Genomic DNA, 26,479 nt, shown 5'->3' on the forward strand with positions numbered 1-26,479 from the left:
AATGGAACCAAGTCCCCATACCGCTCAAAGCAATCCGCCGGTCGCCGTCACCCCTGCGAACCTGACGGAGCGGGATCTCGTGCGCCGCTCCGCCTCGTCCGTTCCGGCGCCAGTGCGGCAGCTCGAACCGGTGGCGAAGCTCATCGACGTCTCCAAGTGCATCGGCTGCAAGGCCTGCCAGTCGGCCTGCATCGAATGGAACGACACGCACCCGGCGGTCGAGACCAATGTCGGCATCTATGAGAATCCGCACGATCTCACTCCCGACATGTTCACTCTGATGCGGTTCTCCGAATGGGAGAACCCGCAGACGGGCAATCTCGAATGGCTGATCCGCAAGGACGGCTGCATGCATTGCGAGGACCCGGGCTGCCTGAAGGCCTGTCCGGCGCCAGGCGCCATCGTCCAGTACTCCAACGGCATCGTCGATTTCGTCCACGAGAACTGCATCGGCTGCGGCTATTGCATCAAGGGCTGCCCCTTCAACATCCCGCGCATCTCGAAAGTCGATCATACGGCCTACAAGTGCACGCTCTGCTCCGACCGTGTCGCGGTGGGGCAGGGGCCGGCCTGCGCGAAGGCCTGCCCGACCCACGCGATCACCTTCGGCACCAAGGAGGACATGAAGAAGCTGGCTGCAAGCCGGATCGAGGACCTCAAGTCCCGCGGTTATGAGAAGGCGGGTCTCTACGATCCGCCCGGGGTCGGCGGAACGCATGTGATGTATGTGCTCCATCACAACGACCAGCCGGAAATCTATTCGGGCCTGCCAAAGGACCCGAAGATCAGTCCCGTCGTCAATGCCTGGAAGGGCATGGCGAAGTATCTTGGCTTCGCGGCCATGGGCTTGGCGGCCGCGGCAGGCGTGGTTCATGCGGCGCTGGCCGGTCCCAATCGCGTCACGCGGGAGGATGAGGAGAAGGCCGAGGATCTGGTGAAGGAGAAGGCCTGATGGCAACGACCGGCATCGAGAATGAAGATGCGATCCATCCCGGCAAGCCGGTCGTCGTCGACCGCTATAACCTGGCAGCGCGGATCAATCACTGGATCACGGCGATATCGCTCATTCTTCTCGCAGCGTCGGGACTGGCCTTCTTCCATCCGTCCCTGTTCTTCCTCACGGGCCTCTTCGGGGGCGGGCAAAGCGCCCGCGCCCTCCACCCCTGGATCGGCGTCGTTCTGTTCTTCAGCTTCGCAGGTCTCTTCATCCGCTTCTGGAGAGCCAACCTGCCGGAGAAGTCCGACAGGGAATGGCTCGCGCATGCCAATGACGTGATTGCCGGAAACGAGGAGAAGCTGCCCGAGGCCGGACGGTACAATCCGATCCAGAAGGTGAACTTCTGGGCCATGTCCCTCCTGATCATCGCCCTCATCCTGACCGGTCTCGCGATCTGGGATCAGTACTTCTACGACTGGACCACTATTCCTCAGAAGCGCGCTGCGGTTCTCGTCCATTCCCTCGCGGCGGTCGCGCTTATCTGCGTTTGGATCGTTCATGTCTATGCGGTGATCTGGGCGCGCGGCACGCTCCGGGCTATGACGCGCGGTTCGGTGACGGGCGGCTGGGCCTGGAGACATCATCGCCGCTGGTTGAAGGAACTGGCGGAGCGCCATAGATTCAAGAAGCCGGCGGCGCCCGCCGAATAGGGCCTTCATGCCACGTGACCCGTGCGGTTCGTGAGGTCGAATGACGAATTCAAGTTCCATCGAGCCCAATCCCGCTGCCATCGGCCGCGTTCCAGCCCCTCCCTTCGTTCGCCTTCCCGACCCGGGAAGACTGTTCGAGGCGCGCAGGGAGCGTCTCGAATTCCTGGCCCAGGCGAGCGAACTTGCCCCTTATCTGCGCTTCGTCGCAGGCATTGCATCGGCGCAGAGCGCCATACAGGAAGCTCTGCCCGAGCCGGAACTTCCCCCTGCCGATGCCCTCGACCGCGCCCGCGCGTTCGGAATGCCGCCGCTCGACCGCAATCGGATCGCGCACGACGATGTTCTGAGCGAGACACTGACCCGTCTGTTCGATGCGGTTTCACCTCTGACCAAGCCGCTCGAGGCACAGGCCGCACTCGAGCGGGTGAAGGCTGCAACGCCTGAGCAGATGGGTGGAATGCTCAACAGCGTTCTCATGGAGGCTATCCCTGCCGATTCAATTGCCGAGCATGTCTACGTGGCGGCGGGGCTGCAGGTTCATTTCGCCAGGCTCGCGGCAAAGCTAGGCTCCGCCCAGCTCGTCAGGATCGGAGACGGAACTTGCCCCTGCTGCGGCGGCGCGCCGACCTCGTCCCTTGTCGTCGGGTGGATGGAGGCGGAGGGCGCGCGCTACTGTTCCTGTTCTCTCTGCGGCACACTGTGGAATGTGGTGCGCGTCAAATGCGTGCTGTGCAGTTCGGGGAAGGGCATCGGCTACAAGGAGATCGAGGGTGGGCCTGGAACGGTCAAGGCGGAGTGCTGCGACAATTGCCGCGGCTACGTCAAGCTTCTCTACCAGCAGAAGGATGCGGCCCTTGATCCCGTTGCGGACGACATCGCCAGCCTCGGGCTCGATCTTCTCCTGCAGGAAGGAGAATACCGCCGGGGCAGCTTCAACCCCTTCCTGCTGGGGATCTGAGCATGGCGGTTTCGGCCCTGCCTTCCTTGCGCAGCCTTCCTTCCGTGGACCGGTTGCTGCGGAATCCGGACATCGCCGTTCTGATCGAGAAGCATGGGCGTGCAGAGGCAACGCAGGCCGTTCGCGAAACTCTCAAAGAGCTCCGTGAGGCGATGCGGTCCGGCAAGGACATCGACGATGGTGTCATCGCCGCCTCCGTCCTGTCCCGTGTCGAGGCGCGGGCAAGCCCACGGCTGAAAGCGCTCTTCAATCTCACCGGGACGGTGCTGCACACCAATCTCGGCCGGGCGATCCTCGCCGAAGAGGCCATCGAAGCCGCAACGTCCGCCATGCGTCATGCGGTCTCGCTTGAATTCGATCTCGCCAGCGGCAAGAGGGGAGAGCGCGACGATCACGTTCGCTCCCTCGTGTGCGAGTTGACGGGCGCAGAGGATGCGACCCTCGTCAACAACAATGCGGCCGCGGTTCTTCTCGTCCTGAACACGCTCGCGCAGGGCAAGGATGCCATCGTCTCCAGGGGAGAGCTCATCGAGATCGGGGGCGCCTTCCGCATGCCGGAGATCATGGCGCGGGCAGGAGCACAGCTGCGGGAGGTCGGGACGACGAACCGCACCCATGCGCGCGATTACGTGGAGGCCATCGGACCCCAGACGGGGCTTCTCCTGAAAGTCCATACCTCGAACTACCGCATCGAAGGGTTCACGGCGGAAGTCGGCGCTCGCGAGCTCTCGACCATCGCCCATCGGCACGACATACCCCTGGTCAACGATCTCGGTTCGGGAACGCTCGTCGATCTCTCCCGCTTCGGTCTCACGAAGGAGCCGACCGTTCGCGAGGCCGTGGAGGAGGGCGCCGATCTCGTCACCTTTTCCGGCGACAAGCTCCTCGGCGGGCCGCAGGCGGGGTTCATCGTCGGGCGGAAGGACCTCATCGCCGCCATCAACCGCAATCCCATGAAACGCGCGTTGCGGGTGGACAAGCTGCGCCTTGCGGCGTGCGAGGCGACATTGAAGCTCTACCGCGATCCCGAGCGCCTCGCGCAGAGGCTGCCGACCATGCGCTTCCTGTCGCGCTCCGTGGAAGACATACGCGATCAGGCCGAGCGTCTCGCGCCTGTCGTGGCCTGCCACCTCGGCTCCCGTGTCACCGTCGAAACCGTGCCATGCCGGAGCCAGATCGGATCGGGAGCGCTGCCGCTCGATACCATCCCGAGCTTCGGCCTGTCGTTGCAGCCGAGAGGAGGAGGGCGAGCGGTCGAAGAACTCAGCGCCGCCTTCCGGGCCCTGCCTTGGCCTGTGATCGGCCGCGTGACCGAGGGCGCGCTCGTCTTCGATCTCAGGTGCCTGGAGAACGAAGAGCTGTTCGGTCAGGCTCTTTCGTCCCTTCGTCTCGGGAACGCGTCATGATCGTCGGCACGGCCGGACATATCGACCATGGCAAGACGGCGCTCGTCAAAGCTCTGACGGGCACCGATACTGATCGCCTCAAGGAAGAAAAGGCGCGCGGCATCACCATCGATCTCGGCTTCGCCTATTGGCCGCAGGACAATGGCGATGTCATCGGCTTCGTGGATGTGCCCGGCCACGAGCGTTTCGTGCACACGATGGTGGCCGGCGCAAGCGGCATCGATTTCGCCATGCTCGTGGTCGCAGTGGACGACGCCGTGATGCCGCAGACCCTGGAACACCTGGCGATCCTCGACATCCTCGGGATCGACAAGGGCGTCGTCGTGCTCAGCAAGGCCGATCTCGCGGGAGAAGATCGCCGGGCGGCCGCATCGGCCGAAATCCGCGATGCGCTCACCGGTACGACGCTCGCCCATAGCCCGATCATCCTCGTCTCGTCATACACGGGCGAGGGGCTCGATACCTTGCGGCGTCATCTGCGCGAGGCAGCTCTGACCCAGAAAGAGCGGAACGCTTCCGGCCTGTTCCGCCTGTCCGTGGATCGCAGCTTCACCCTGTCCGGCGCGGGCACCGTCGTCACGGGAACCGTTCTGTCCGGTGCCATACGGGTGGGCGATCCCGTCATGGTCAGCCCCTGCGGGCGAATGGCCCGCGTGCGCTCGATCCATGCTCAGAACCGTCCCGCGGAGCAGGGCGTCGCCGGTCAGCGTTGCGCCCTCAACCTGGCCGGAGAGGGCATCTCCAAGGATGCCGTTGCCCGGGGCGACATGGTGCTCGCGCCCGAGCTTCACGCGCCGACCGACCGGATCGATGCAAGCCTGCGCATCCTGACGAGCGAACGAAAGCCCGTCGGCCAATGGTTTCCGGTTCGTCTGCATCATGCGGCAGAGGAAGTCGGGGCGCGGATCGTGCTTCTGGAAGACGATCCGGTTCCACCCGGTGGAAGGGCGATGGTCCAACTCGTCCTCGAACGCCCGATCGCCGCGGCCGCACATGACACCTTCGTGCTGCGGGATACCTCTGCCCAGCGGACGATCGGGGGAGGGGTCTTCATCGATCTGCGCGCGCCTTCGCGCCATCGGCGCACGGATGAGCGGCGTGTCCAGATTCGGGCGCTCGCGCAGGCGGATCCGGCCGCTGCAATGGCGAGCCTCGCTGCGGCCCCACCGCATTACTTCGACATCTCGGCTTTCGCGCGGGACAGAGCCATGTCCCGCGCCGCGGCGACGGCCATCGCCGACGGGCTCGGACTGATGCGCCTGACGATCGGTCCGACCCTGCTTGCCCTCGAAAAGGGCCGCTGGGCGGCCTTCGAGGCCGCCGTGCTCGACATCCTCGACAGGTTTCATGCGGACAATCCCGATCTCCAGGGCATGGGCTTCGAGCGTCTGCGCCTGCAATGCGATCCGCGCCTGCCTGCGCCCGCCTTCCGCGCCGCTCTGCAGGTTCTGGTGGTGGCGGGGCGACTGAAGGTCGAGGGCTCGTGGGTGCGCCTGCCCGGGCATGAGGTCCGCCTGGCCGAGCGCGAGGAGCGCCTGTGGCAGGAAATCCGGCCGCTGCTTGCCGGTGAAGGCGAGGAGCGCTTTCGCCCTCCACGCGTGCGGGACATCGCGGGCGTGACGGGTGTGCCGGAGGATGAGATCCGCGCCCTGTGCAAGCTGCTCGGTCGCCTTGGGCACGTGGACGAGGTGGCGCACGACCATTTCTTTTTGCGAGGCACCGTCTCCGAGATGGTCGGGATCGTCCAGGAACTCGCGCTCGCCGCCCCTGACGGGCAGTTCACGGCGGCGCAGTTCCGTGACCGCGTGCTGAACGGCCGCAAGGTCGCCATCCAGATCCTGGAATTCTTCGATCGTCACGGCGTCACCTTGCGCCGTGGCGATCTTCGGCGCATCAATCCGCATCGGCTGGACCTTTTTGCGATCTCCCAGCCGCATGAGAAGGATCATGGAGGAGAAGCGTCCCCGGTGGGGCGTCCGGACTTCAAATCCGGGTGGGGCCGCGAGCCGGTCTTAGGTGGGTTCGACTCCCACTCTCTTCCGCCATCATCTCCGGTGTGAAATGCGGCACGGCGCATCGCCTGCTGCACATGAGGCTGAGCGGCCACTTCAACGAAGCGGCCCGCAATCGCCGGAAGGCTGCGCCGCGGCTGCGGCGGAAGAGCCTTTGATCGGATCGAGGCCGCTCGCGGTTTCGGCATGCTCCGATGGCGATTGAGGGGTGGGGCCCTTCGGAGCCGTGCCGATGTAGGAGCCGCCCGTTCCGCCCGTCCATCCGGTCGATCCGGCCGTTCCCGGCGAGGTGCCCGAGGCGGGGCTGTTCGGATCGGTAGGCGTCGCGGCCGTGGTCGAAGGCTCCGCCCGGCAAGGAGACTGGGCCGCCGGTTGCGCCCAGGCGGGCGTCGAAAGACTGGCGGTGACGGCGATGATCAGAAGGGCACGCATCGGGCGGGGCTCCTGTTGGACAAGTCTTTCGGAGCAACGTGGCGCGGCGCGGCGGGTTCCGGCAGGTGTCAGGCCACCCTGATCTGCGCCGGCCCTTCCTCCGCGCGACCGACAATCCGTGCAGAGGGGTATCCGGCTCGAACGATGTTTTCGAGGATCCGTTCCGCCCTCTCCGGCGCGCAGGCCACGAGAAGTCCGCCTGAAGTCTGGGGATCCGTCAGAAGCTGCCGCCGCCAGAGCTCGAGCCCGTCGGGAAGCATGATGCTCTCGCCGTAGCTGTCCCAGTTCCGCGTCGAGGCGCCTGTGACATAGCCCTTCGCGGCAAGAGCCCCGGCCTCGCGGAACAGGGGCAGCCGCGCGCTGTCGATGGCAAGCGTCAATCCGGACCCACGCGCCATTTCGAGGCCATGACCGAGGATGCCGAAGCCGGTCACATCCGTGATCGCATGCACATCGGGGTCCTGCGCCAGTTCCGCTCCGATTCTGTTCAGAAGCGTGACCGAGGCGATCATTTCCGCATAGGCATCGGCGGAAAGCGCGTCCTTCTTGAAGGCGGCGGAATAGATGCCGACGCCGAGAGCTTTCGTCAGAATGAGCGCATCCCCGGGCCTCGCCCCGCTGTTGCGGCGAATGTCTTCGGGTTTGGCCGTGCCGATCACGGCGAGGCCATAGACCGGTTCGGGGCAGTCGATGGAATGGCCGCCCGCCACCGGAATGCCGGCTTCGGCACAGATCGCAGCGCCGCCCCTGAGGATTTCGCGGACGGTCTCCGGCGCGATCTTGCCGAGCGGCATGCCGAGGATCGCGAGCGCCATGACCGGCCGCCCGCCCATGGCATAAACGTCGGAAATGGCATTCGTGGCCGCGATCCGCCCGAAATCGAACGGATCGTCCACCATGGGCATGAAGAAGTCCGTGGTCGCTATGATGCAGGTCCGGTCGTCGAGCTGCCAGACGGCGGCATCGTCCGCCGTTTCCGTGCCGACGAGAAGCTGACTGAAGGGTCCGGCAACCGGCTGATCCGAGAGGAGTTTCTGGAGAACGGCGGGGGCGAGTTTGCAGCCGCAGCCGCCGCCATGGGACAAATGACTGAGCTGAACGTTCTGGATGTCCATAGAAACCCTCCCGGTATCAGACCTTGGAAGATAGGGCGCATGAACGATAATCTTCCAGAGATCGCCGAAAAAGCCCAGCGCTGACGCGGAGGGCGCCGAATGCGGCAAGGACCGGGCGCAGTGAGTCAAGCGTTGGAGAGGATTGGCCGGAAGCGAAGGAGCGCATGATGCCGGTAAAGAGCGCGGATCTGGCAGATGTGGCGGGTGCGTCGCGGCCCGGCGCGGAAGGAGCGGTCCGTGACGCCGCCCCCGATCCGACGGTTGAGACAACAGCCGTGCCGGAGGCTTGCTATGCCGCCCGGCGTGAAGGGCGCGATGCTTGCGGAGAGCCGACGGCGGCTGAGGTGCCGGTTGCCGTAATCTCCTTCGACGAGGATCGTGCGCTTTCCGGCACGAGGGCGATCCCCGCTGAGGTTCCCGTCAATCTCGTCTATGGCGGAATTCCGTTCGCCGTGATGATGACGACCCCCTCCGACCTCGAAGACTTCGCAGTGGGGTTCAGCCTGACCGAAGGCGTGATCCGGCAGAGAGACGACATTCGCGGCATTCGCATCGAGCCCGACGAGCGCGGGATCCGGCTCGCCATCGACCTGGTGCCGAACCGGCTGCACGAGCATCTGGCGCGCAGGCGCGCCCTGTCCGGGCGGACGGGGTGCGGCTTGTGCGGCGTCGACGATTTCGATTCCCTTCCTCAGGCCAGGAACATGGAAGGGGCTGCCCCGAGTCTCTCGGCATCGGCCATCCAGCAGGCCCTTCTGGGTCTCGACCGCGAGCAGGCGCTCAATGAACTGACGCATGCCGTGCATGCGGCGGCCTGGGCGGATCTCGACGGGACGATCCGGCATGTCCGCGAGGATGTGGGAAGGCACAATGCCCTCGACAAGCTTCTCGGCGCCCTGTGCCGCGAAGACATAAGGCCCGACACCGGCTTCGTCGTCGTCACGAGCCGCTGCTCCTTCGAACTCGTCGAGAAGATCGCCGCTTTCGGCGCGAGGACGCTTGTCGCGATCTCGGCCCCAACCGCGCTCGCCTTGGAACGGGCCCGCAAGCTCGACATCACGCTTATCGGAATCGCCCGCCGTGACTCGGTGACGGTCTTTCATGGCCTCGAGCGGGTTCGAGAGGCTCTGCATGAACAGACATCCGGCCTGGACCTGCCTTAGGACGATGCCCGGCCATCACGGGTCCATTCGTCCTTTCAAGGGACCAGGCGAAGGAAGACGCAAGCGTCCCGAACCGCCCCGCTGAGGCGATGGGACCGCCGGTGTTCCTGCGGGCAAGCCCGCTTCATCCTGCGCCGCAAGCGCCTGGACGCTCGCGCGATTGCCTGCGTTTCCTGAAGCCAACTGCGATGCGCACCACCTTGCGACCTGGGGAGCCGCAACGCTGGTTCCCCCAATCGCGACCACGGATCCGCTGCGTGTCCCGGCTGCGAGAACCCCGCGGTGAACACGCGAATTGTCGCTGATCGCCAGGGCATCGGGTTTGCGCGGAGAGGAGGCCGATGGGATTGAAGAGCCCGCTGCGGAATACGGGGCGGCCACCATCTCCTTCCCCAGGTACCCGCCGATCACGATCGGGTGCTGTCCCGTCGCGATTCCGTTGATCGTGCTGTCGCGCTTCACCACGCAGGCCGCGTCGTCCATCTCGTTGTCGCGTCCGGCATGATCGTAGCGTGCATAACACGCATGGTCGAAACAGGACTGTCGTCCTTGGGAGGGAAAGCCATAGAGCGTGTCATCCCGCTGAATCCAGGCATGGATCGTATCGGCCCGTGAAAGACCCCTGTTCCTGAGCTCGATTGTCCATGTTCCTGCGGGAGAAAGCGTTGCCGTTGGATCGAGCTGGGCGGTCGGCGCGAGTGCAATCAGGAACATGCCGCGCTGCGTGATCGGCGAGATGACGTAATGGGCTTTGGCGTAAGTTTGGTTGCCGCTCGCCCATCGCACGGCGCCAGGCGTCTCTCCGATCGAACGGCTTTGCCCTGTCGGCGACGTGATCTTCAGCTCGATCCTGCTCGCACTTAATCCCGATTTGCGCGGCGGAAGCCAGATTTCGAGGAAACTCGGCGTTCGGTCGTCCGGCATCACGCGCCAGAGTAAGGACGCTGTTTGACTCCTGCGCTCGAAGGACACCTGAGAATGACACCGGTACAGATAGCTGTTCCCGGAAGGGAGGACGACTCGCAAAGAGATCCCATGCTCCGCGCAATTGTCGACGATGTCGTCAATGGCGCTTTCGAGATCCAGTGTGCCGTCATGAGGGCCAGCGAGCCTTCCGTAACTCAGATTGATGACGACGGGCAGATGGGAATATCCCCGTTCCTTTGAAATTTCCTCGGCACAGGACAGGATGTATGCGATGGCATCGAGCGCATAGGGATAGAGAGCCGCGCCGGAGGTTTGCGCCGTCACGCGCGTTGGAAGCTGGACACAGACGATGGGACGCTCCGCTTGCGGTTCATACGGAACAAGCCCGCAGGCCAGATCCATGACATGCGTGCCATGCGCAGCTCTCCAGGCTGCGGACTTGTGGCCCGCTTGACGAAAGTCGATCAATCCGGCCTTCCGGTAGAGAAGATCCTCATCGACATGACCAGCACGATTGCAGGCATCCAGGAGGTTGTCGATCTCCGCCTTTCGAAGCTCCCGGCCATAGGGGACCGAAGATGTCGAGCCCTGATGAGCGCCGTCCTGAAGCCACCAGGATTCGACCCGGCTCTTCCATCGACCGTTCACAAGGCTTCGGAAGCGCTCATGCGCAAAAGCGATGCCATCGTCTATGACGCCCATGACAACCGGTATCGGTCCTGTCGCGTCGCTCATGGCAGGCTCCTTCAAGATGTCGCGTCAATCGTCCCGGAAGGAAGCGCTTCGGGAGCGAGGGGAGCGCCGAGGGCAATGCCGCCGATGACCGAGCGCAGCTTCGTATTCTCTTCAACGAGCGAGAAGAAATCCTCTCGCACCATAGCCGTGCAGAATGTCGTGACATAAGGTGCAGCAGACGAGGCGGTATAGAGGGGAGATACGCGGATCAGATGCTGCCAGCGCCTTACGCTCTCGTCATCATCGAAGAGGCCGATCCCTCTGGCGAAATCGTGGACGCTGATGCCGTTCAATCGAATGAGCACGAAATGCCAGTCATCCCCGCGCTCGAGAGTGACGGAATAAGATCGTCTGGATTGCAAGGCCCAATCGATATAGGGATCCAGTCCAACAGGCTCTTGATTGCTTTCCTGGTCAGCCATTGACATTGCAGACCTCACAGAAGTGATTGAAGGCGCTTCATCAATTCCATTCACGCTTAGCCTTGTCCCAGAGCCAAGTCAGAAGGGGACTGGGTGAAAGTCCTTGTGCGCCGTTGCTGATGACGTAAGCCGGCAGCGGTTGCTTGGGGCCGGGGATTGTTTCGTCGAACAGCTCCGACCAATAGAAGTCGCCATCGTTGGGAGGGGCTCCTCCCGCGGTCGGATCCGGGAATTGCATGCTTTCAAATTGATAAGCTTCGTAAGTGCCAGCATTCCTGCAAAGATTGACGAAATACTGCCCGAGCGTCAGTCCCAGAAAGGCGCCTGCTGCGCTGTCGATTGGAAAATGGACGCCTGCGACCGTTCTGTTGATCGCAACTCGGGATGCCATGCGCATGAACTGGGTTCCCCATCGTACATCGCCATAAGGAGGCGTCGGCGTTGCAGAGTTGGGAGGCAGGGTTCTGGAATCGCGCAGAACCATCCAGAGAACGAGGGCCGCCATGAATGTTTCGGTGGCATGGCCGCTCGGAAAGCTTCCATGCGAAGGCGTGAGGATCATCGGTTGGACTTGCGGTGAAAACTCGTTCGGCCGCCGGCAGGCGAGGGCGTGCTTGAGGCGCATCTCCGTGAAATTCGCCAGGCGCAGGGCCGTGGCAAGCAACTCCAGGGTCCAGGGCGTTCGGGAGGGGTGCAGGAAGGCTGCCGAGGATAAGAAGGCGAGCGCTCCGCCAGTCTGTGTCAGAATTTCCGAAGCGCGGTCGCCGCGAAGGTCCGCATACCGGTCCAAGAAGACGAGTTGCTTCCTGAAGATTTCCAGCGTGGGGCGCGTGATCGTGACGAGAGGGCGGTACGTAACGGCTGCACCGGAGGTATCAATGTGCGACACCATCATCGTGCCGGTCGCGGGCTGGCTGAATCCGAGCTTCGAGAGAAGCTCGAAATCGAGAATGCTGGCTCTGACCCAAGGCTCCCACCTTTCCAGGTTCTCGGGATGATCGGGCTTGAGAGAGCGTGGGGCACTGCCCGGAGGGCTCCAGCCGCCGCCGACGCCGTCACGCGTCCGGATCAGCGCATCGGCGAGTGCTGGCGAATTGGCGAGACCGAGTCCACCCAATCCGCCCAACCCGCCGAGACCTCCCAATCCTCCTAACCCTCCAAGTCCGCCAAGACCTCCCAGGCCTCCCAATCCGCCAAGGCCACCTAAGCCCCCTGTGTAAGATTCCCCTGCCATGAGATCCCCGCTGCTTGAGTGAACCCGTCAATCCGGCACGCCGGCCTGGCGCAACGCTTCGGCGCTCTCGCGTCCGATAGGGTACGGTGCCGCCGGAGAGCGCGAGAGCCAACCGCTGACCGTGAGAGAAGGTTGAAGCCGCAAAAGTTCTGTCGCCGTTCGGCGGGAATCCTCGTGCCGTCCGAGTTGCCATTGGGCGATTGTCAGGACGCGCAAGGTTGAGGTGTGCTGACGGTTGGCGCGAAGCGAGCGCTGCGCCAGCTCCACGGCGCGTTCATATTGCCGGGCTGCGACGCAGGCCGTTGCCGCGAGTGAATCGTAGAAGTAGCGATGAGGATCGAGAGGGGAAAGCCTGAGCGCGCGCTCGGTGTGTTCGACAGCCTGCTGTCCTTGGCTCATGAAGGCATGCATCGTGCCCTTGAGCAGCCAGGCCAGAGCATTGCTGGGATTGACCGAAAGAGCATTCTCATATGATTCCTGGGCAACATCGAGTTGCTTGAGCAGATTGGTATGGGCAAAGCCGTTGATTGCGAGAGCGAGCGAGCATTCAGGATCTGCGTCCAGGGCGCGCTTCGTGCATTCCAGGGCAAGGTAAGCATCCTGTCTCTCGTCTGAAGACCAGCCCTGTTGCACGCGCAGAACGTGCCAGTTGGCCAGCCATGCCAGCGGGATCGGTTGACGAGGGCTCCGTTCGATGAGGGCTTCCAGGAACCTGCGCGCCTCCTCGAAGTCCGGCCGAGACAAATGATGCATCAGGGAGATCGCGCTGATGAGAAGCGTATAAGCCTTGAGCGTGGGCAAGGGGTAGGCTCTCGCACGCTGCAATTCACGGGACATCACGGCGGACGAAATTCCGGAAACCATATGGTCGATGAGGCCATGGTCGACGCTCAGGAGCGCGCGCATGTCATCCTGAAGATAGTCTGCCCAGAGGATGCGGCCCGATTTGGTTTCGGCAAGTTCGACATCGAGCTTGAGATGCTGCTCGTCGCCGCTGTAGGCGCCCGAGAGAACGTAATCTGCATGCAGCCGCGTTCCAAGCTCTTCAACGGGAAAATTCCGCCCACGGAAAGCGGATGTCGAAAGACGGGAGATCAGGTTGATGTCCGATGAGCGTGAGAGCGTCCTGATGATCTCCTCCGCGAGAATCTCCCCAAGTGCACCCTGGAGGTGTCCCCCTCCGAGTGGCGAAAAAGGGACGACCGCTATGGATGGTGCCATATCGTCAAGGGACATGGCCGGAGCGATCGCCGGGCGGGAACCTGGAGGAGCGATGCGATAGGCTCGCACCGGATGCCTCAGATGGCGGAGAAAGCAGTCCCCCATGTCTTCGACATCGGCATCGAGGTCTGCGGTCAGGCGATCACGCACCTGCTGCGAGACCACGATTTCACCCGGCTGGGCCAGGGTCATCAGCCGCGCTGCGAGGTTGACGCCGCGCCCGAGGATGTCATCCGGAGCTACGATGACATCGCTCAGCTCCATGCCCATGCGCAGCAGGATATGCTTGTCCTGCGGGTGCGCGTCGTTTCTGAGAACGATGGTTCGTTGGATTTCAAGGGCGGCAGCTGTTGCCGACCGAACATCTTCAAAATCCAGCAGCATTCCGTCGCCGAGACTTTTGACGAGACGTCCATTGTGACGAGGAAGAACGATCGTCTTTACGTGATCGACAAAGTCGAGCCATCGATAGATGACGCCGCTCTCATCCTGTTCGATGAGGCGAACCGACTCAACGATATCGACCAGCAATACAGCGCGCGTGGCCCACGCCATATGAGGATCGGAACGAGGCACTGCATCGTCGTGTCCGGGCACTGCCAGGGCCTCCGGATCGGCAGCAAAAGCAGATGTAAATTTGATTTATACTATACCGGCATGTAGAACAGAGGAAGATAAGGATTTAATCGATCCTATCGCAAGTAAGTTTTCTCCTTAGCTAAGTTTATTCTCCTACTGTCGAATGGTACGTGACTTTTGACAGGGTTAATTCAACGCAGCCATTTTATATATAAAAACGATGCTGAAATAGATGCAAAATTGGGAATTATTCAAGACGCCGCGTTTCTTTCTTGAGAATTGCTATAATATATCAAGAATTTTACAAAGCGATGTCTTGGCATCTGAGCAAGGACTAATGAAAGGGGAAGCGGATCAAACCCCGATCGCATCTGAAAGCAAGTAATTTCAGCAGCCTATGCAGCGATCGGTTGAATGGCGGAGGGAGCGGGATTCGAACCCGCGATACGGTTTCCCGTATACACACTTTCCAGGCGTGCGCCTTCAACCACTCGGCCACCCCTCCAGCATGAGCCTTTCGGCTCGGAAACCTGAGCTCGAAACGAGCCGATCAGGTTCTCCGCGTGGTCTGCGGAGCGCTCGTGTATCGCTAAATGAGGGCAAAAGGCAAGACCGAACTTGCGACAAGTCATCCGGAATCGCCTTTGCGATTGCGACAAAACGCACTACATACTTCCCCCTCTGTTCATAGAGGTATCTCCCCTTGAAGTTCCTAGCGCGTATCCTGGGTCTTCTGCTGATCGCGGCAGGTTTCGTCGGATTGGTGATCGACGGCACACGGTCCATCGTCAACAATGCTGTATCGTTTGCTCCCATCGGAAAAGTGGCGGGCACCCTTTTCCCGGGCGGGATGACTGGGCTCGAAGGCAGCATCGCCCAGCGGGGCTATCCCTGGCTGTGGGACCCGATCACGACCAGCCTCCTGCAGATGCCGGCGTCTCTGTCCGGCTTCCTTCTCGGGGCGCTGCTCATGTGGCTGGGGCAAAAGCCCCTGGAGCCCATAGGATATCTCGTCGAACGCTGAAATCCTCACGGGAAGGTGACGGGAGCGCCTTCTCCCCCATGCGTGAGATCGTGACTATATGAGCGGGGTCACACGAGGGAATCGTCCCATGTTCAGCTTCCGCAAACGTCTCGACCTGCCGAGCGCCTCCGAGGCCCTGCCGGGCCGTGCCAGCCCGATTTCGACCGCCGAGCGGCATTTCGTCAACGGCCGTCCGCTGATGCCGCCCTATCCTGACGGCATGGAAAAGGCGCTTTTCGGCCTTGGCTGCTTCTGGGGTGCGGAGCGCAAGTTCTGGCAGATGGGTGACGGCATCTGGATTACGGCCGCAGGCTATGCGGCGGGGATCACGCCCAACCCGACCTATGAGGAAGTCTGCACGGGGTTGACCGGCCAAAACGAGGTCGTTCTGGTGGTCTTCGATCCGAAGGCCGTGACCTACGAAGCCCTGCTCAAGACCTTCTGGGAGAGCCACGACCCGACGCAGGGAATGCGCCAGGGCAACGATGTCGGCACCCAGTACCGCTCGGGGATCTATGTGTTCGGCGAGGCCCAGCGCCGGGCCGCCGAGGCCTCCAGGGCCGCCTATGCGGAGGCGCTCTCCGCCAAGGGCTACGGACCGATCACGACCGAGATCCTGGAGGCGGGGCCGTTCTACTTCGCCGAGGACTACCATCAGCAATATCTGGCGAAGAACCCGAACGGCTATTGCGGCCTGGGCGGCACGGGCGTGTCCTGTCCGGTCGGCGTCGGGGTGGCCGCCGAATAGGGCGGATTCTTCTTTCTAAGAATGCGTGGGCGGCCCGCTTCGCAAGCAGGCCGCTCTTTTCGTTCCAGAGCTCAGGGAGCCTCCAGCACCCGGCGGCACTCGGGCGGCAGTTGAGCCATGGTGAGCGGCGGGCGGGGCTTGCCGGGCTTCGGGTTCAGCATGTCCGGGGTGAACCACCCCGCGAGCTCCGCGCCGCAGCCGTCGCCGCCCGGAGGCGGATCCTGGTCCGCGCAGCCTGTCTCGCCGGGCGGGCAGGCGAGGCGGATGTGAAAGTGATAATTGTGCCCCCACATCGGCCGCACCTTGGTCAGCCAGTCGCGCTCCGCTCCGGCCTCGCGGCAGAGCGCCTTCTTGATGGCCGGGTTCACGAAGATCCGGGCGACGCTTTCTTCCTGCGCGGCGGCGCGGATGAGCGCGGTGTGCTGCGGCGTCCATCGGGCAGGATCGATGTCGAGCCAGTCGTCGCGCACCATATTCGTGGCGGACATTTCCTCGCGCTCGGCCTGTGACAGGCGCCGGTCGGGCATGGGAGTGAGCCAGATATCGGCGTCGAGGCCGATCTGGTGGGAGGCATGGCCCGTGATCATGGGGCCGCCGCGCGGCTGTGAGATGTCTCCCACGAGAAGGCCGGGCCATCCGTTGATCGCGGGAAGCCTGGTCGCGAACCGTTGCAGGAAGCCGATCATCTTCGGGTGGCCCCAATTGCGGTTGCGGGACAGGCGCATGACCTGCCAGTTCTCGCCATCGACCGGGATCGCCGCCGCGCCCGCGACGCAGCCGCGCGCATAGCCGCCGATGGCGCGCGGGCGCAGATCGGCCGGCGTGGTGCGCCGCCCGAACAGCTCCTTTGCGGCGAGCTTGGGATCGCTGGGGTTGGCAAGAGGAGGCAGCGGCTTCGGATCGAGGGTTCCCTTGTCCTGGGCAACGGCAGGGCTGCCGATGAGAAGGACAAGGGCGAAAGCGAAAGAGCGAATCGGATTCATGCGGAAAGGCTAAACCGCATCCCACGACTTCGGAACGGTTCCGTGGCGGCCATCTTGTCGCCTTTGGCATCAGAGGGGCAGCAGCCGAAAGACTCAATGTCTCGGTTGCGGTCGTCCCTCGGAAGGTCCGCGCTGGCTGACATGACCCGGTCCCAAGGTTCGCTTGTCATGGCCGTTCCCGGTGCGTCGCACGGTCGGCTGGTGGCGCGAAGAGGGCGACCGGGACGGACGCCGCCGGCGGACGCTTGCCATGGGAGGGATGAGCAGGGCGGCGAGGCCCGCCGCGAGCCCTGCCAGCACGGTGGCCGTCACGAAGGGATGGAGCTGCGCCTCGAGCAGCAGGCTTGTCCTGCGTGGCTCGCGGGGCTGGGACGAGTACATGTCGCCATCCTCGCGCGCCTGGTAGAGATTGTCGCGCATTCCCGGCCGTTCGCGTTGATCCGTGGTCTGCAGGCCGTAGCCCGTCCATTCCATGGCCCGGTCCATCAGGCGGGGCGCCATCTTTCCCATCGCGCCGATGACCCAGCCGCCGAAGCCGACCGTGATCTCGCGGCGCTGGTGCTCGGCAGCGAAGACGATGGCCTTCGCGACGAGATGCGGGTCGTAGACAGGCGCAGGAACGGCGCTCTCCCGGTCGAGATAATTGCGCGCGTGCTCCACGTAGGGCGTATCGATGGAGGAGGGCTTGATCAGGGTCACCGCGATCGGTGCGCCCTGGTTCTCGAGTTCCATGCGCAGGCCATCCGTGAAGGCTTTCACCGCGTGTTTGGAGGCCGAGTACTGGGTCTGCAGGATCATGGTCCGCTCGGACAGCACGCTGCCGATATTGATGATGGTGCCGCCGCGCCGGCGCAGGTGATCCGCCGCGATCATGGAGCCGTTGACGACGCCCCAATAGTTGACGTCGAAGAGGCGCCGCTGGTCCTCCAGGGGGATCTCCGTGAGATTGCCATAGAGAGCGACGGCCGCGTCGTTCACCCAGGTATCGAACCCTCCGAAGGCATCGATGGCGGTGCGTGCCACTCGCTCCACATCCTCCCGCCGGCTGACATCCGCAGGGGCGGCGATGACGCGCGTGCGGCCGCGGCTCAGCTCCTCGGCGACCGCGCGCAGCGCCTCCTCGTTGCGCGCGGCGAGGACGAGCCCTTTCACGCCGCGCTCGGCCAGCACATGCGCCGTCGCGAGGCCGATCCCGCTGGATGCGCCGGTGATGACGATCACCTGTTCCTCGACCGGCTTCTGCCGAACCGCCATGACAATTTCCTCCGGATCCTCGGGTTTCTTGAACGAGGATCAACGTGAGGGGGGATGGGGGGTTCCTAAGGCAGCGCTTCTCACGGCCTCCAGGTTCCCTCGGGACGCCCGGCCCAGGCCGGAACCGGCTTTTCAAGCCGAACGTTGCCTTAGGATCTCACAGAGGAAGGAGCAAGGATGATGCAGACAATGGCACAGGGTCGTGACGTTCGTGAAACCAACAGCCTGATCGCCAGCGACAAGGTTGAAGGAACGCCGGTGCGCCGATCGGATGGCGAGAAGATCGGCACGATCGAGCGCGTCATGATCGAGAAACGCTCCGGCAAGGTCGCCTATGCGGTCATGAGCTTCGGCGGTTTCATGGGGCTCGGGGAAGAATACTACACGCTGCCGTGGGGCGTCCTGACGTACAATACCGAGCTCGATGCCTATGAGCTGAACCTCTCTGAGGAGCAGCTGCGCGGTGCCCCCCGCCGGAGTGCGGAGGGGCACGATGCCTCCTACGACCGCGAGTGGGAGGAACACGTCCACCGCTATTACAACGCGACGCCCTATTGGGGCAGCAGCGACCCGATGAGCACCGGGCGATAGCCTGGCGGCCCCTCCCGAAAAAACAAAATCGCCCGGCTTTCACCGGGCGATTTTTTATGGGCATGCACCGGATTGCAGGAGATCCCGCTCCGGTGCGTGCGGCATGCTCGCTCTTAGCGCTTCGACTTCGAGGAGCGCTTGGCGACCGCGGCCGACTTCTTCGTGGAAGAGGTCCGGCTGGCGGCGGCGGCGGCGCGCTTCGGGGCGGCCTTCTTGGCGCTGCGCGGCTTCGCGGCCTTCACCGCACCACGGCTGGCGCTGCGGGAAGCGGTCTTCTTCGCCGAAGGACGGGAAGCGGACTTCCGCGCGGTCGAAGCAGCCGACTTCTTGGCAACCGTCTTCTTGGCACCGGCCTTCTTGGCCGTGGCCTTCTTAGCGACGGTCTTCTTCGCAACGGTCTTCTTGGCCGCGGTCTTCTTCACAGCCGCCTTCTTGGCGACGGTCTTCTTGGCGACCGTCTTCTTGGCAACAGCCTTCTTGGCCGTGGCCTTCTTAGCGACGGTCTTCTTGGCGCCGGCCTTCGAAGACTTCGCAGCCGACTTCTTGGCAGCGGCCTTCGGAGCAGCCTTCTTGGCGCTGGACTTCTTGGCAGAGGACTTCGTGCCCTTTGCGGTCTTCTTCTTGGTGCGGGTCGCACCGGTGTCACCCGTGAACAGCATCGTCAGCGGGTTGGACTTTGTGTCTGTCGGCATAGCCGCCTCCTTCAAGGGCCTTCGCGTGCAACCGTCACGCTTGCAAGGCAACGTCGTTATATCAACGCGGTTCCGAATATCGGAAAGTGCAGACAGTAGAATGCTCACTTTTTCTGTGGATATGTTTGCCGATGCATCTCTCTACGCTTGCAGTCCAAAGACTCAATAAGGGGTTCACGATGAAGCAGTTAGAGTCTCTTCTTCAGACTCACCGCTGTGCTTCGGCATGCTCGCAAGGTATTTCTGGTGTTCTGAAAACGTTAAATTTTTCAAAATGTTAAGTGGTCTTTGAAGATGTCGATGAAGCCCCTGCGAGTATTCGCCGGTGTTGAACGTCGATCAACATCGCAATGGAAATCCCCCTTACTTGGAGGGGGCGATGAGGGGCTGCGCGGGCCATTGCTCGCCTGTCGTGTGCGGCTGAAAATTTTTCATCGCTTCGACGCATGAGAGCGGTCGCGAGTCATCGCGCGAGTCAAGAATCACACGCGAGCCATCGCGCCTCGAACGTCCATCGGTTCGCGCGACACCCCCGCGTCGAGTCTCGTCACGCCGGTCGCCCCGGTGAAGAGGATGGCGGAGGCTTCACGGAACGGTAAAGGCAGGGTAATCGGAGAAGGCATTCACTTCGTTGGTCCGCCGTGCCTCATCGCAGCATCCTCGCCGTCGTCCTCTGGATGACCGGTGCGCTTCTCGCCTTCTCCGCAACAGCGATCGCGGTGCGCGCGCTTGCGCCCTCCTTCTCGATCTTCGAGATGCTGGCCGTCCGCAATGCCGCCGGTGTCCTGATCCTGCTCGCCCTCGCGCTCCTCAGGCCGGAGCTGAGGCCCGGCTTGAAGCCGCGTCGCTTCGGGCTGCACCTGGCTCGCAACGTCCTGCATTTCGCGGGAACGGATGGGTGGGCTTTCGGTCTCACGCTTCTGCCGCTCGCGACGGTCTTCGCGCTGGAATTCACCACACCGGCCTGGGTCGCGCTGCTGGCGATTCCGCTGCTGAAGGAGAGGATGACGAGAGGCCGTCTGGTTGCCGTCGTGCTCGGTTTCATCGGCATCCTCGTGATCCTGCGGCCGGGGCTGGAAAGCTTGCAGCCGGCCGGTTTGCTCATGCTCGGGGTCGCCTTCAGCTTCGCTCTCGTGGCGATCATGACCAAGCGCCTTACGATGACCGAGAGCACCTTCTCGATCCTCTTCTTCATGAATCTGATTCAGCTTCCCATGAACCTTGCCGGCGTGAGCCGGGCCTTCTGGCTCGAGATCCAGAAGGTTCATCTCCTGCCTCTCGCCGGCATCTGCCTCGGCGGTCTCCTCTCCCATTATTTCCTGACCAACGCCTACCGCCGGGGCGATGCGACGATGGTGGTTCCCCTGGACTTCATGCGCATCCCGCTGATCGCTCTCGTCGGCTGGCAGTTCTATGGCGAGCCTCTCGACCCCTTCGTCTTCCTGGGCAGCGGGTGCATCATCCTCGGCCTTCTCTATTCCCTGCATCGCGAGGCGAGGTCCGCATGAGCTGGTCGTCGCAACAGGATGCCGCCCTCAAGGCCGTCGCCGATTGGCTGCGCCGCGGCGACCGTCAGGTGTTTCGGCTTTTCGGTTATGCCGGAACCGGCAAGACGACGCTCGCCAAGCACATCGCCGAGCATGTGGATGGCGAGGTGGCCTTCGGGGCCTATACGGGTAAGGCCGCGCTCGTGCTGCGCACCAAGGGCTGCACGGATGCCTCCACCATCCATTCCATGATCTATCGCTCGCGGGAATCGGACGAGAACGGACCGCAATTCGTTCTCAACCGCCAGAGCCCGGCTGCCAAGGCCGACCTGATCGTCATCGACGAATGCTCGATGGTGGACGAAGAGCTGGGGCGCGACCTTCTGTCCTTCGGGCAACCTGTTCTGGTGCTGGGAGACCCGGCGCAGCTGCCGCCCGTCAAGGGCGGGGGCTTCTTCACGGAGGGGGAGCCCGACGTGATGCTCACCGAGGTGCATCGCCAGGCGCGGGACAACCCCATCATTCATCTGTCGATGACGGTCCGCGAGGGCGGACGCCTCGATGCCGGCTCGTACGGCGAGAGCCGCATCATCCGCCGCCGCGAGATCGATGCCGCCGCCGTCATGGCGGCCGATCAGGTTCTCGTCGGCCTCAACAAGACGCGGCGCCTCTACAACACGCGCCTGCGTGAGTTGAACGGCTATCGCGATCCCATGCCGGCGGCGGGCGAGAAGCTGGTGTGCCTGCGCAACGACAAGACCAAGGGGCTGCTCAACGGCGGCACCTGGTCCATCCAGGCCCTTCGCGGCATCCGCAACGACTTCGTCCGCATGGATGTGGTGCCCGACGACGATGCGCGCCGCCGGTCGGTCGAGGTGGCCGTCCACAAAGCGTTCTTCGAGGGCACGGAAGAGGAGGTTCCCTTCGTCCTCCGCAAGGAGTCGGACGAGTTTACTTACGGTTATGCGCTGACCGTGCACAAGGCCCAGGGCTCGCAATGGGACAATCTCGTGCTCTTCGACGAATCCTATGCCTTCCGCGAGCATCGCAGCCGCTGGCTCTACACCGCCCTGACGCGGGCGGCGGAAAAGATTACGGTCGTGATCTGAGCCGCACCCGCCGGCCCCGCTCCACATCCGCGACCGGAACCGGATCAAGCTTGAGCGCTTATGTCTTCTGTCACTGAACGATTGGCAGGGTGCGGACATGCTGAAATGGGCTCTGATCTTCCTCGTGGTCTCCCTCGTCGCGGGCGCACTGGGCTTTACGGGAGTCGCGTCCGGGGCACGCAGCATCGCCAAGGTCCTGTTCGCCCTCTTCCTCCTTGCTTTCCTCATCCTCATCCTGATCGCCTGGGGCGCGGGAGAGCTGATGTTCTAGGGATCATTCCCGATCCCTCCCTTCGCGGGCTGCGACTCATGCGCTGAACGCATGAAGTCCCTGCTCCGGCAGGCCTGCCTTCTTTCCTGAGGCTCGCTATAGGGGCTCCTCAACTTTTTGCGTTTGGGCGCGTCGAGATGAAATTTTCTGTCTCAGACACGTCTTGAAACGCAAACCTACGAAAGGGACGCCCATGAAACGTCGTTCATTCCTCCAAGCCGCCACCCTTGGCGCCGCCGCAGGAACCATCGCCAAGCCCGCCATCGCCCAATCCAATCCGGAGATCCGCTGGCGCATGACCTCGGGCTTCCCGAAGTCGCTCGACACCCTGTTCGGAACCGGGGAAACCCTGGCGAAATACGTCTTCGAGGCGACCGACGGGAAGTTCCAGATTCAGTCGTTCGCGGCCGGTGAGATCGTCGGCACGCCGCAGGCGGCCGACGCGGTCGGCAGCGGCACCGTCGAGATGGCGCATACCTGCTCCTATTACTATGTCGGCAAGGACCCGACCTTCGCCATCGGAACGACCCTGCCGTTCGGTCTCAATTCCCGCCAGATGAATGCGTGGCTCTACCATGGCGGCGGCAACGAGCTGCTGAACGCGTTCTATGCCAAGCACAATTTCTATGCCCTGCCGGGCGGCAATACCGGCGCGCAGATGGGCGGCTGGTTCCGCAAGGAGATCAAGACCGTCGACGATCTGAAGGGCCTGAAGATGCGCATTGCGGGTCTTGCCGGCACGGTCATGCAGAAGCTCGGCGTCGTGCCGCAGCAGATCTCCGGGGGCGACATCTACCCGGCGCTGGAGCGCGGCACCATCGACGCCGCCGAGTGGGTTGCACCTTACGACGACGAGAAGCTCGGCTTCCAGAAGGTCGCGCCTTACTACTACTATCCCGGCTTCTGGGAAGGCGGCCCGGCCATCCATTTCTTCATCAACCTGCAGAAATGGAACGAATTGCCGAAGGCATATCAAGCGGCGCTCAAGGCGGCATCGGGTTATGCCAATGCCGACATGCAGGCGAAGTACGATGCAGGCAATCCTGGCGCCCTCCGCCGCCTGGTCGCCGGTGGCGCGCAGCTGCGTCCGTTCTCGCAGGAGATCATGGAGGCGGCCTACAAGGCCGCCAACGAGCTCTATGACGATCTCTCGGCCAAGAACGCGGAATTCAAGACGCTCTATGACAGCTACAAGGCGTTCCGGAACGAGGAGTACCTCTGGTTCCAGGTGGCCGAATACGCCTACGACACCTTCATGGTCCGCGCCCGCGCCCGCGGATGATCAAATGAGAAAGGCGGGCTTCAGGGCCCGCCTTTCTTTTCAGGTCATTGGCTCGCCGTGGCCGATGTGTCGCCGTTGGCAAGCTTCGAAGCGTAAAAGGCGATCGTCCGCGCATAGACCTGCGACTTGTTCCAGGCCCGAATGGCCTCGAAATTCGGGGAGCCCGGCTGCCAGTCGCCGCCTTTCACCCAGCCGTGACTTTTGAGATAATTGGCGGTCGACGCCAGCACGTCGACCGGGCTGTGCAGAAGATCGGCGCGTCCGTCGCCGTCGAAGTCGACGGCGTATCTGACATAGTTCGACGGCATGAACTGAGTCTGCCCCATCTCGCCTGCCCAGGCGCCGCGCATCTCGGCGGGCGAAAGATCTCCCCGGTCTACGATCCGCATGGCATCGAAGAGATGAGCCGTGAAGAAATCCGAGCGGCGGCAATCATAGGCGAGGGTTGCGACCGAGCGGATGACGGGCAGGTTGCCCTTCACTGCGCCGAAATCGGTCTCCAGCCCCCAGATCGCGACGAGAACGGGTGCGGGTACGCCATAGCGCTGCTCGATGCGGTTGAGGGTTGCCGCATGGCGCTTGAGCATGCTCGCGCCGCCTTTGAGCCGCGCGGGCGAGACCATGCGGCCGGCGAACTGCTCGAAGCTCTGCTTGAACACGCCTTGGCCACGATCCTTCCTGATGATGGTCTGGTCGAACGTGACGCCGGACAGGCTACGCCTGACGGCCTCCGGCGAAATACCCTGCGCCACCGCTTCCTGCCCGATGTCGTCGAGCCATTTCTCGAACCCCGCCGGATCGCGGCAGGTTGCCGCCGTCGCCTGACCGGCCGCGACCAGGGCGGCAGCAAGAAAGGAGGCGCGCATGAAGGCCTGCATGAAATCTCTCCAGGTTCATTCCGTTCCTGAGCGAGGTAGGGCTCGGTGCCGACAACTCAAGACCGTTGCCGTTGCGGGGAAACCGCTGCGCTTCGCGTGCGTTGCCATGAAAAGGAAGCTGTTACGGCTGGAGGCGATGGTGCGCAGTGTTACACACCGGGGTGCACGGGCCTGCAAGGTTGCCGCGTTGGCTCTTTTCGGCGTCGTACTGAATTCGCAGGTCTCGTGTGCATCGGCTCCGACAGAGGCTCCCTCTTTTCGGCTTGAGCCGATGAGCACTTCTCTGCAGAACGCATCCTCGGCTGCGGGCCGGGTCTCTGCGCCACGCGCTGCCGGGCTGCCCGACCGCCCCATGGTGGCGGAACCGGTCGAGGCACGGTTCGATCCGGCCACCCGGCAGACCTTTGTGCAAGGCACGGCCGGATCGGATCTCTGCTTCGCTTTCGCCCTGCCCGATGAATGGCGCGCGAGCCCGCAGGGGCTGACAGCGGCGCTCACTCGTGCCGAAATTTCCGTCGGCCTGCGTTCGGCAGAGGCGCTGCGCCATGTGCCGCGGCCCGACCTCGTCAGCCGCGACGCCGCCGTGCTGCAGAATGATTACGAGGAGCTTCTCGGGCGTCCTGCGCAATCGGTTTCCCTGACACCCGGTGCCGGGGGCGCGCGATGGTCGGCGACCTGGATCGACGCCAACCTTCCCTCTGCCTCGCATTCCATGACGGTCGAAACTCTCATTATGCCGCTTTCGCCGGAATGGGTGCTCGAACTCTCTCTCTCCGGGGTCGAGACACCCGAGGATTACAATATCCTGATCAGGAATTTATGGATGCGCTTGAAGGTGCAGGGCGCGGCGGCCTGCAGAGAGTGAGCTTAGGAAGCCGCGCATCATGCGTGGATCCTTCTTGCAAGATCGAGTTTCGTGTAGAAGGTTTGTCTCGCCCTTTCTCTTGCCAAAGCCGGTATCTTGCTGACTCGTTACACCAAACTCGTCCCAGCCGGTTCGTCGCTGGCATACGGTGTGTCCGTCGGCTGTGTCGTCCTTGCGACGCTTGCGCGCTTGGCTTTGGAACCCGCCATCGGGCCGATGACCCCTTACATCACGATGTTCCCAGCCGTGCTTCTGGCATCCGTGATCGGTGGGTTCGGGCCCGGTCTACTGGCGATCCTGCTGAGTGCGGCAACAGCCCAATACATCTTCGTCGAGCCCAGGTTCAGCTTCGCGCCTGTCTCCGTCACCAGCGTCACGAGCGCCTTTTTTTATGTCCTATCGGCCTTCCTGATGGTTCTGACGGCGACCGCGATGCGGCGCGCCGTCGAGCGCCTCGAGACGGCGCAGCAGAAGCTCCTGGCGGCGCTCGAAGCCTCGAATACCGGCACGTGGCGGTGGGATATCAAAAGCGATGCCGTCGAATGGGATCCGGCCATGGCCAACGTCGTCGGTCTCGGCGAGCGGTTGCCTCCGCGGAATCTGGAGGAGTTCCTGGCGCTGATCCATCCGCGCGACCGGGAGAGAGTCAGACGGGCAACCGCTCAGGCCATCGTCGACAGGGTCCCGTCCGAGATCGAATTCCGGATCGTGCTTCCCGACGGAGAGGAACGATGGATCTATGATCGCGGGCGCGGCGTCCATGACGGGGAGGGCAGGCCCCTCTACATGGTGGGCGCCTGCCTGAACATCACGGAGCGCAAGCGGGCGGAGCAGCGCCAGAACCTGCTGCTCCACGAGCTCAACCACCGGGTCAAGAATACGCTCGCGACCGTGCAGTCCCTTGCCGTTCAGACCTTTCGTAGCAGCAAGAATCCTGCCGACATCCAGAAGGATTTTATGGCCCGTCTCCTGGCGCTTTCGGCGACGCACAACATCCTGACCCAGACATTATGGGAAAGCGCTTCGATCAGGGATATTCTCGAGGCCGAGCTGTCCCCTTACGGCGGAGGCGGCCCGGAGCAAGAGCGAATCCGGATCGAGGGAGAGGATGTGCTGCTCAAGCCGCAGCAGGCTTTAAGTCTCGGCATGGCCATTCACGAACTGTCCACCAATGCGGCCAAGCATGGCGCACTCTCGACGGCGGACGGGCAAACCTCTATCTCCTGGCATGTGGAAGGCGCGGGACAGGAGGGGCGGCAGCTCGTTCTGCGCTGGAGCGAACAGGGCGGGCCGAGCGTCGACGGGCCCAGGAGCCGAGGCTTCGGAACGCGCTTGATCGAGAGAAGCGTCGTCCATGAACTCGGCGGCACGATGGAAGTGAATTTCGCGCCGGCCGGTCTTGAATACCTCTTCAAGGTTCCGCTCACGGCCTCATGAGGAACGA

The 26,479-nt window shown here is 63.2% G+C and carries 24 protein-coding genes, 2 tRNA genes and 1 pseudogene; 16 read left to right on the plus strand and 11 right to left on the minus strand.

Features of this window, described 5'->3' with window-relative positions:
- The first annotated feature begins 1 nt into the window (after position 1).
- The 6 genes and pseudogenes from fdxH to L879_RS23615 all read left to right on the plus strand — a co-directional run bounded on the left by fdxH (position 2) and on the right by L879_RS23615 (position 6,056).
- The gene (gene fdxH, locus L879_RS0108850; protein ID WP_027315789.1) at positions 2 to 952 is read left to right on the plus strand and encodes a formate dehydrogenase subunit beta; all 951 of its coding nucleotides are present in this window, start codon (positions 2 to 4) and stop codon (positions 950 to 952) included.
- The gene (locus tag L879_RS0108855) at positions 952 to 1,647 is read left to right on the plus strand and encodes a formate dehydrogenase subunit gamma (RefSeq protein WP_027315790.1); all 696 of its coding nucleotides are present in this window, start codon (positions 952 to 954) and stop codon (positions 1,645 to 1,647) included. Before fdxH ends, L879_RS0108855 begins: the two co-directional genes overlap by 1 nt.
- A gap of 40 nt (positions 1,648 to 1,687) precedes the next feature.
- The gene (gene fdhE, locus L879_RS0108860; protein ID WP_027315791.1) at positions 1,688 to 2,605 is read left to right on the plus strand and encodes a formate dehydrogenase accessory protein FdhE; all 918 of its coding nucleotides are present in this window, start codon (positions 1,688 to 1,690) and stop codon (positions 2,603 to 2,605) included.
- A 2-nt stretch (positions 2,606 to 2,607) separates the two neighbouring features.
- Entirely contained in the window at positions 2,608 to 4,011 is a 1,404-nt protein-coding gene (gene selA / locus L879_RS0108865) for an L-seryl-tRNA(Sec) selenium transferase (protein WP_027315792.1), read from the plus strand.
- Positions 4,008 to 5,843 (plus strand): annotated as a pseudogene (gene selB / locus L879_RS0108870) (selenocysteine-specific translation elongation factor); the annotation flags it as partial. The gene selA and the pseudogene selB, both read left to right, overlap by 4 nt.
- Positions 5,844 to 5,960: 117 nt before the next feature.
- Positions 5,961 to 6,056 (plus strand) — tRNA-Sec (locus tag L879_RS23615).
- 63 nt (positions 6,057 to 6,119) lie between these two features.
- On the opposite strand, the gene L879_RS22735 is transcribed toward L879_RS23615, so the two are convergent.
- Both L879_RS22735 and selD read right to left on the minus strand, forming a co-directional pair.
- On the minus strand, positions 6,120 to 6,455 hold the full coding sequence (locus L879_RS22735; RefSeq protein ID WP_051435172.1) for a hypothetical protein: 336 nt from the start codon (positions 6,453 to 6,455) through the stop codon (positions 6,120 to 6,122).
- A gap of 68 nt (positions 6,456 to 6,523) precedes the next feature.
- Positions 6,524 to 7,570, minus strand: a complete 1,047-nt coding sequence (gene selD / locus L879_RS0108880; protein ID WP_027315794.1) for a selenide, water dikinase SelD — start codon at positions 7,568 to 7,570, stop codon at positions 6,524 to 6,526.
- Positions 7,571 to 7,737: 167 nt separating this feature from the next.
- Between selD and fdhD the strand changes: the two genes are divergently transcribed.
- Positions 7,738 to 8,733 carry a formate dehydrogenase accessory sulfurtransferase FdhD gene (gene fdhD, locus L879_RS21045; protein WP_084020890.1) on the plus strand — a complete coding sequence of 332 codons (996 nt, stop codon included), beginning with the start codon at positions 7,738 to 7,740 and terminating at the stop codon, positions 8,731 to 8,733.
- A 15-nt stretch (positions 8,734 to 8,748) separates the two neighbouring features.
- Here the strand turns inward: fdhD and L879_RS0108890 are convergent, their stop codons facing one another.
- From L879_RS0108890 to L879_RS0108910, 5 genes are all read right to left on the minus strand, one after another.
- Entirely contained in the window at positions 8,749 to 10,395 is a 1,647-nt protein-coding gene (locus L879_RS0108890) for a S8/S53 family peptidase (RefSeq protein WP_154664151.1), read from the minus strand.
- Between the two features lie 11 nt (positions 10,396 to 10,406).
- Positions 10,407 to 10,817 (minus strand): hypothetical protein, encoded by a 411-nt coding sequence (locus tag L879_RS0108895; protein WP_027315796.1) that lies wholly within the window; start codon positions 10,815 to 10,817, stop codon positions 10,407 to 10,409.
- Between the two features lie 40 nt (positions 10,818 to 10,857).
- Positions 10,858 to 11,712, minus strand: a complete 855-nt coding sequence (locus tag L879_RS21050; protein ID WP_084020851.1) for a phosphatase PAP2 family protein — start codon at positions 11,710 to 11,712, stop codon at positions 10,858 to 10,860.
- Between the two features lie 366 nt (positions 11,713 to 12,078).
- On the minus strand, positions 12,079 to 13,827 hold the full coding sequence (locus L879_RS0108905) for an adenylate/guanylate cyclase domain-containing protein (protein WP_035459134.1): 1,749 nt from the start codon (positions 13,825 to 13,827) through the stop codon (positions 12,079 to 12,081).
- A gap of 439 nt (positions 13,828 to 14,266) precedes the next feature.
- Positions 14,267 to 14,356, minus strand: a tRNA-Ser gene (locus tag L879_RS0108910).
- A gap of 198 nt (positions 14,357 to 14,554) precedes the next feature.
- Here L879_RS0108910 and L879_RS0108915 point away from each other — a divergent pair.
- Together L879_RS0108915 and msrA are read left to right on the plus strand one after the other, a co-directional pair.
- Positions 14,555 to 14,875 carry a hypothetical protein gene (locus L879_RS0108915; protein ID WP_027315798.1) on the plus strand — a complete coding sequence of 107 codons (321 nt, stop codon included), beginning with the start codon at positions 14,555 to 14,557 and terminating at the stop codon, positions 14,873 to 14,875.
- 88 nt (positions 14,876 to 14,963) lie between these two features.
- Positions 14,964 to 15,623, plus strand: a complete 660-nt coding sequence (msrA, locus tag L879_RS0108920) for a peptide-methionine (S)-S-oxide reductase MsrA (protein ID WP_027315799.1) — start codon at positions 14,964 to 14,966, stop codon at positions 15,621 to 15,623.
- A gap of 71 nt (positions 15,624 to 15,694) precedes the next feature.
- Here the strand turns inward: msrA and mepA are convergent, their stop codons facing one another.
- Entirely contained in the window at positions 15,695 to 16,606 is a 912-nt protein-coding gene (gene mepA / locus L879_RS0108925) for a penicillin-insensitive murein endopeptidase (protein ID WP_027315800.1), read from the minus strand.
- Positions 16,607 to 16,699: 93 nt separating this feature from the next.
- Positions 16,700 to 17,860 (minus strand): SDR family oxidoreductase, encoded by a 1,161-nt coding sequence (locus tag L879_RS0108930; RefSeq protein ID WP_027315801.1) that lies wholly within the window; start codon positions 17,858 to 17,860, stop codon positions 16,700 to 16,702.
- A 180-nt stretch (positions 17,861 to 18,040) separates the two neighbouring features.
- Between L879_RS0108930 and L879_RS0108935 the strand changes: the two genes are divergently transcribed.
- Positions 18,041 to 18,451 (plus strand): PRC-barrel domain-containing protein, encoded by a 411-nt coding sequence (locus L879_RS0108935; protein WP_051435193.1) that lies wholly within the window; start codon positions 18,041 to 18,043, stop codon positions 18,449 to 18,451.
- Positions 18,452 to 18,564: 113 nt separating this feature from the next.
- Here the strand turns inward: L879_RS0108935 and L879_RS21055 are convergent, their stop codons facing one another.
- On the minus strand, positions 18,565 to 19,143 hold the full coding sequence (locus L879_RS21055; protein ID WP_084020853.1) for a histone H1-like repetitive region-containing protein: 579 nt from the start codon (positions 19,141 to 19,143) through the stop codon (positions 18,565 to 18,567).
- Between the two features lie 641 nt (positions 19,144 to 19,784).
- Here L879_RS21055 and L879_RS0108950 point away from each other — a divergent pair.
- From L879_RS0108950 to L879_RS0108965, 4 genes are all read left to right on the plus strand, one after another.
- Complete coding sequence (locus L879_RS0108950; RefSeq protein ID WP_027315803.1) at positions 19,785 to 20,651, plus strand: DMT family transporter; 867 nt, start codon at positions 19,785 to 19,787, stop codon at positions 20,649 to 20,651.
- Complete coding sequence (locus tag L879_RS0108955; protein ID WP_027315804.1) at positions 20,648 to 21,739, plus strand: ATP-dependent DNA helicase; 1,092 nt, start codon at positions 20,648 to 20,650, stop codon at positions 21,737 to 21,739. Before L879_RS0108950 ends, L879_RS0108955 begins: the two co-directional genes overlap by 4 nt.
- Positions 21,740 to 21,836: 97 nt before the next feature.
- Positions 21,837 to 22,010: a DUF1328 domain-containing protein gene (locus L879_RS23195; protein ID WP_027315805.1), complete on the plus strand. Its 174-nt coding sequence runs from the start codon at positions 21,837 to 21,839 to the stop codon at positions 22,008 to 22,010.
- A gap of 193 nt (positions 22,011 to 22,203) precedes the next feature.
- On the plus strand, positions 22,204 to 23,292 hold the full coding sequence (locus tag L879_RS0108965) for a TRAP transporter substrate-binding protein (protein ID WP_027315806.1): 1,089 nt from the start codon (positions 22,204 to 22,206) through the stop codon (positions 23,290 to 23,292).
- A gap of 44 nt (positions 23,293 to 23,336) precedes the next feature.
- Here L879_RS0108965 and L879_RS0108970 read toward each other — a convergent pair whose 3' ends face one another.
- The gene (locus L879_RS0108970) at positions 23,337 to 24,170 is read right to left on the minus strand and encodes a lytic murein transglycosylase (protein ID WP_027315807.1); all 834 of its coding nucleotides are present in this window, start codon (positions 24,168 to 24,170) and stop codon (positions 23,337 to 23,339) included.
- A 271-nt stretch (positions 24,171 to 24,441) separates the two neighbouring features.
- On the opposite strand from L879_RS0108970, the gene L879_RS0108975 reads away from it, so the two are divergent.
- Positions 24,442 to 25,035 carry a hypothetical protein gene (locus L879_RS0108975; protein ID WP_027315808.1) on the plus strand — a complete coding sequence of 198 codons (594 nt, stop codon included), beginning with the start codon at positions 24,442 to 24,444 and terminating at the stop codon, positions 25,033 to 25,035.
- A 150-nt stretch (positions 25,036 to 25,185) separates the two neighbouring features.
- Positions 25,186 to 26,472: an HWE histidine kinase domain-containing protein gene (locus tag L879_RS21060; protein ID WP_280948945.1), complete on the plus strand. Its 1,287-nt coding sequence runs from the start codon at positions 25,186 to 25,188 to the stop codon at positions 26,470 to 26,472.
- Positions 26,473 to 26,479 lie beyond the last annotated feature (7 nt).

The sequence above is a fragment of the Microvirga flocculans ATCC BAA-817 genome (genome assembly GCF_000518665.1).
GTDB classification, from domain to species: Bacteria; Pseudomonadota; Alphaproteobacteria; order Rhizobiales; family Beijerinckiaceae; genus Microvirga; species Microvirga flocculans.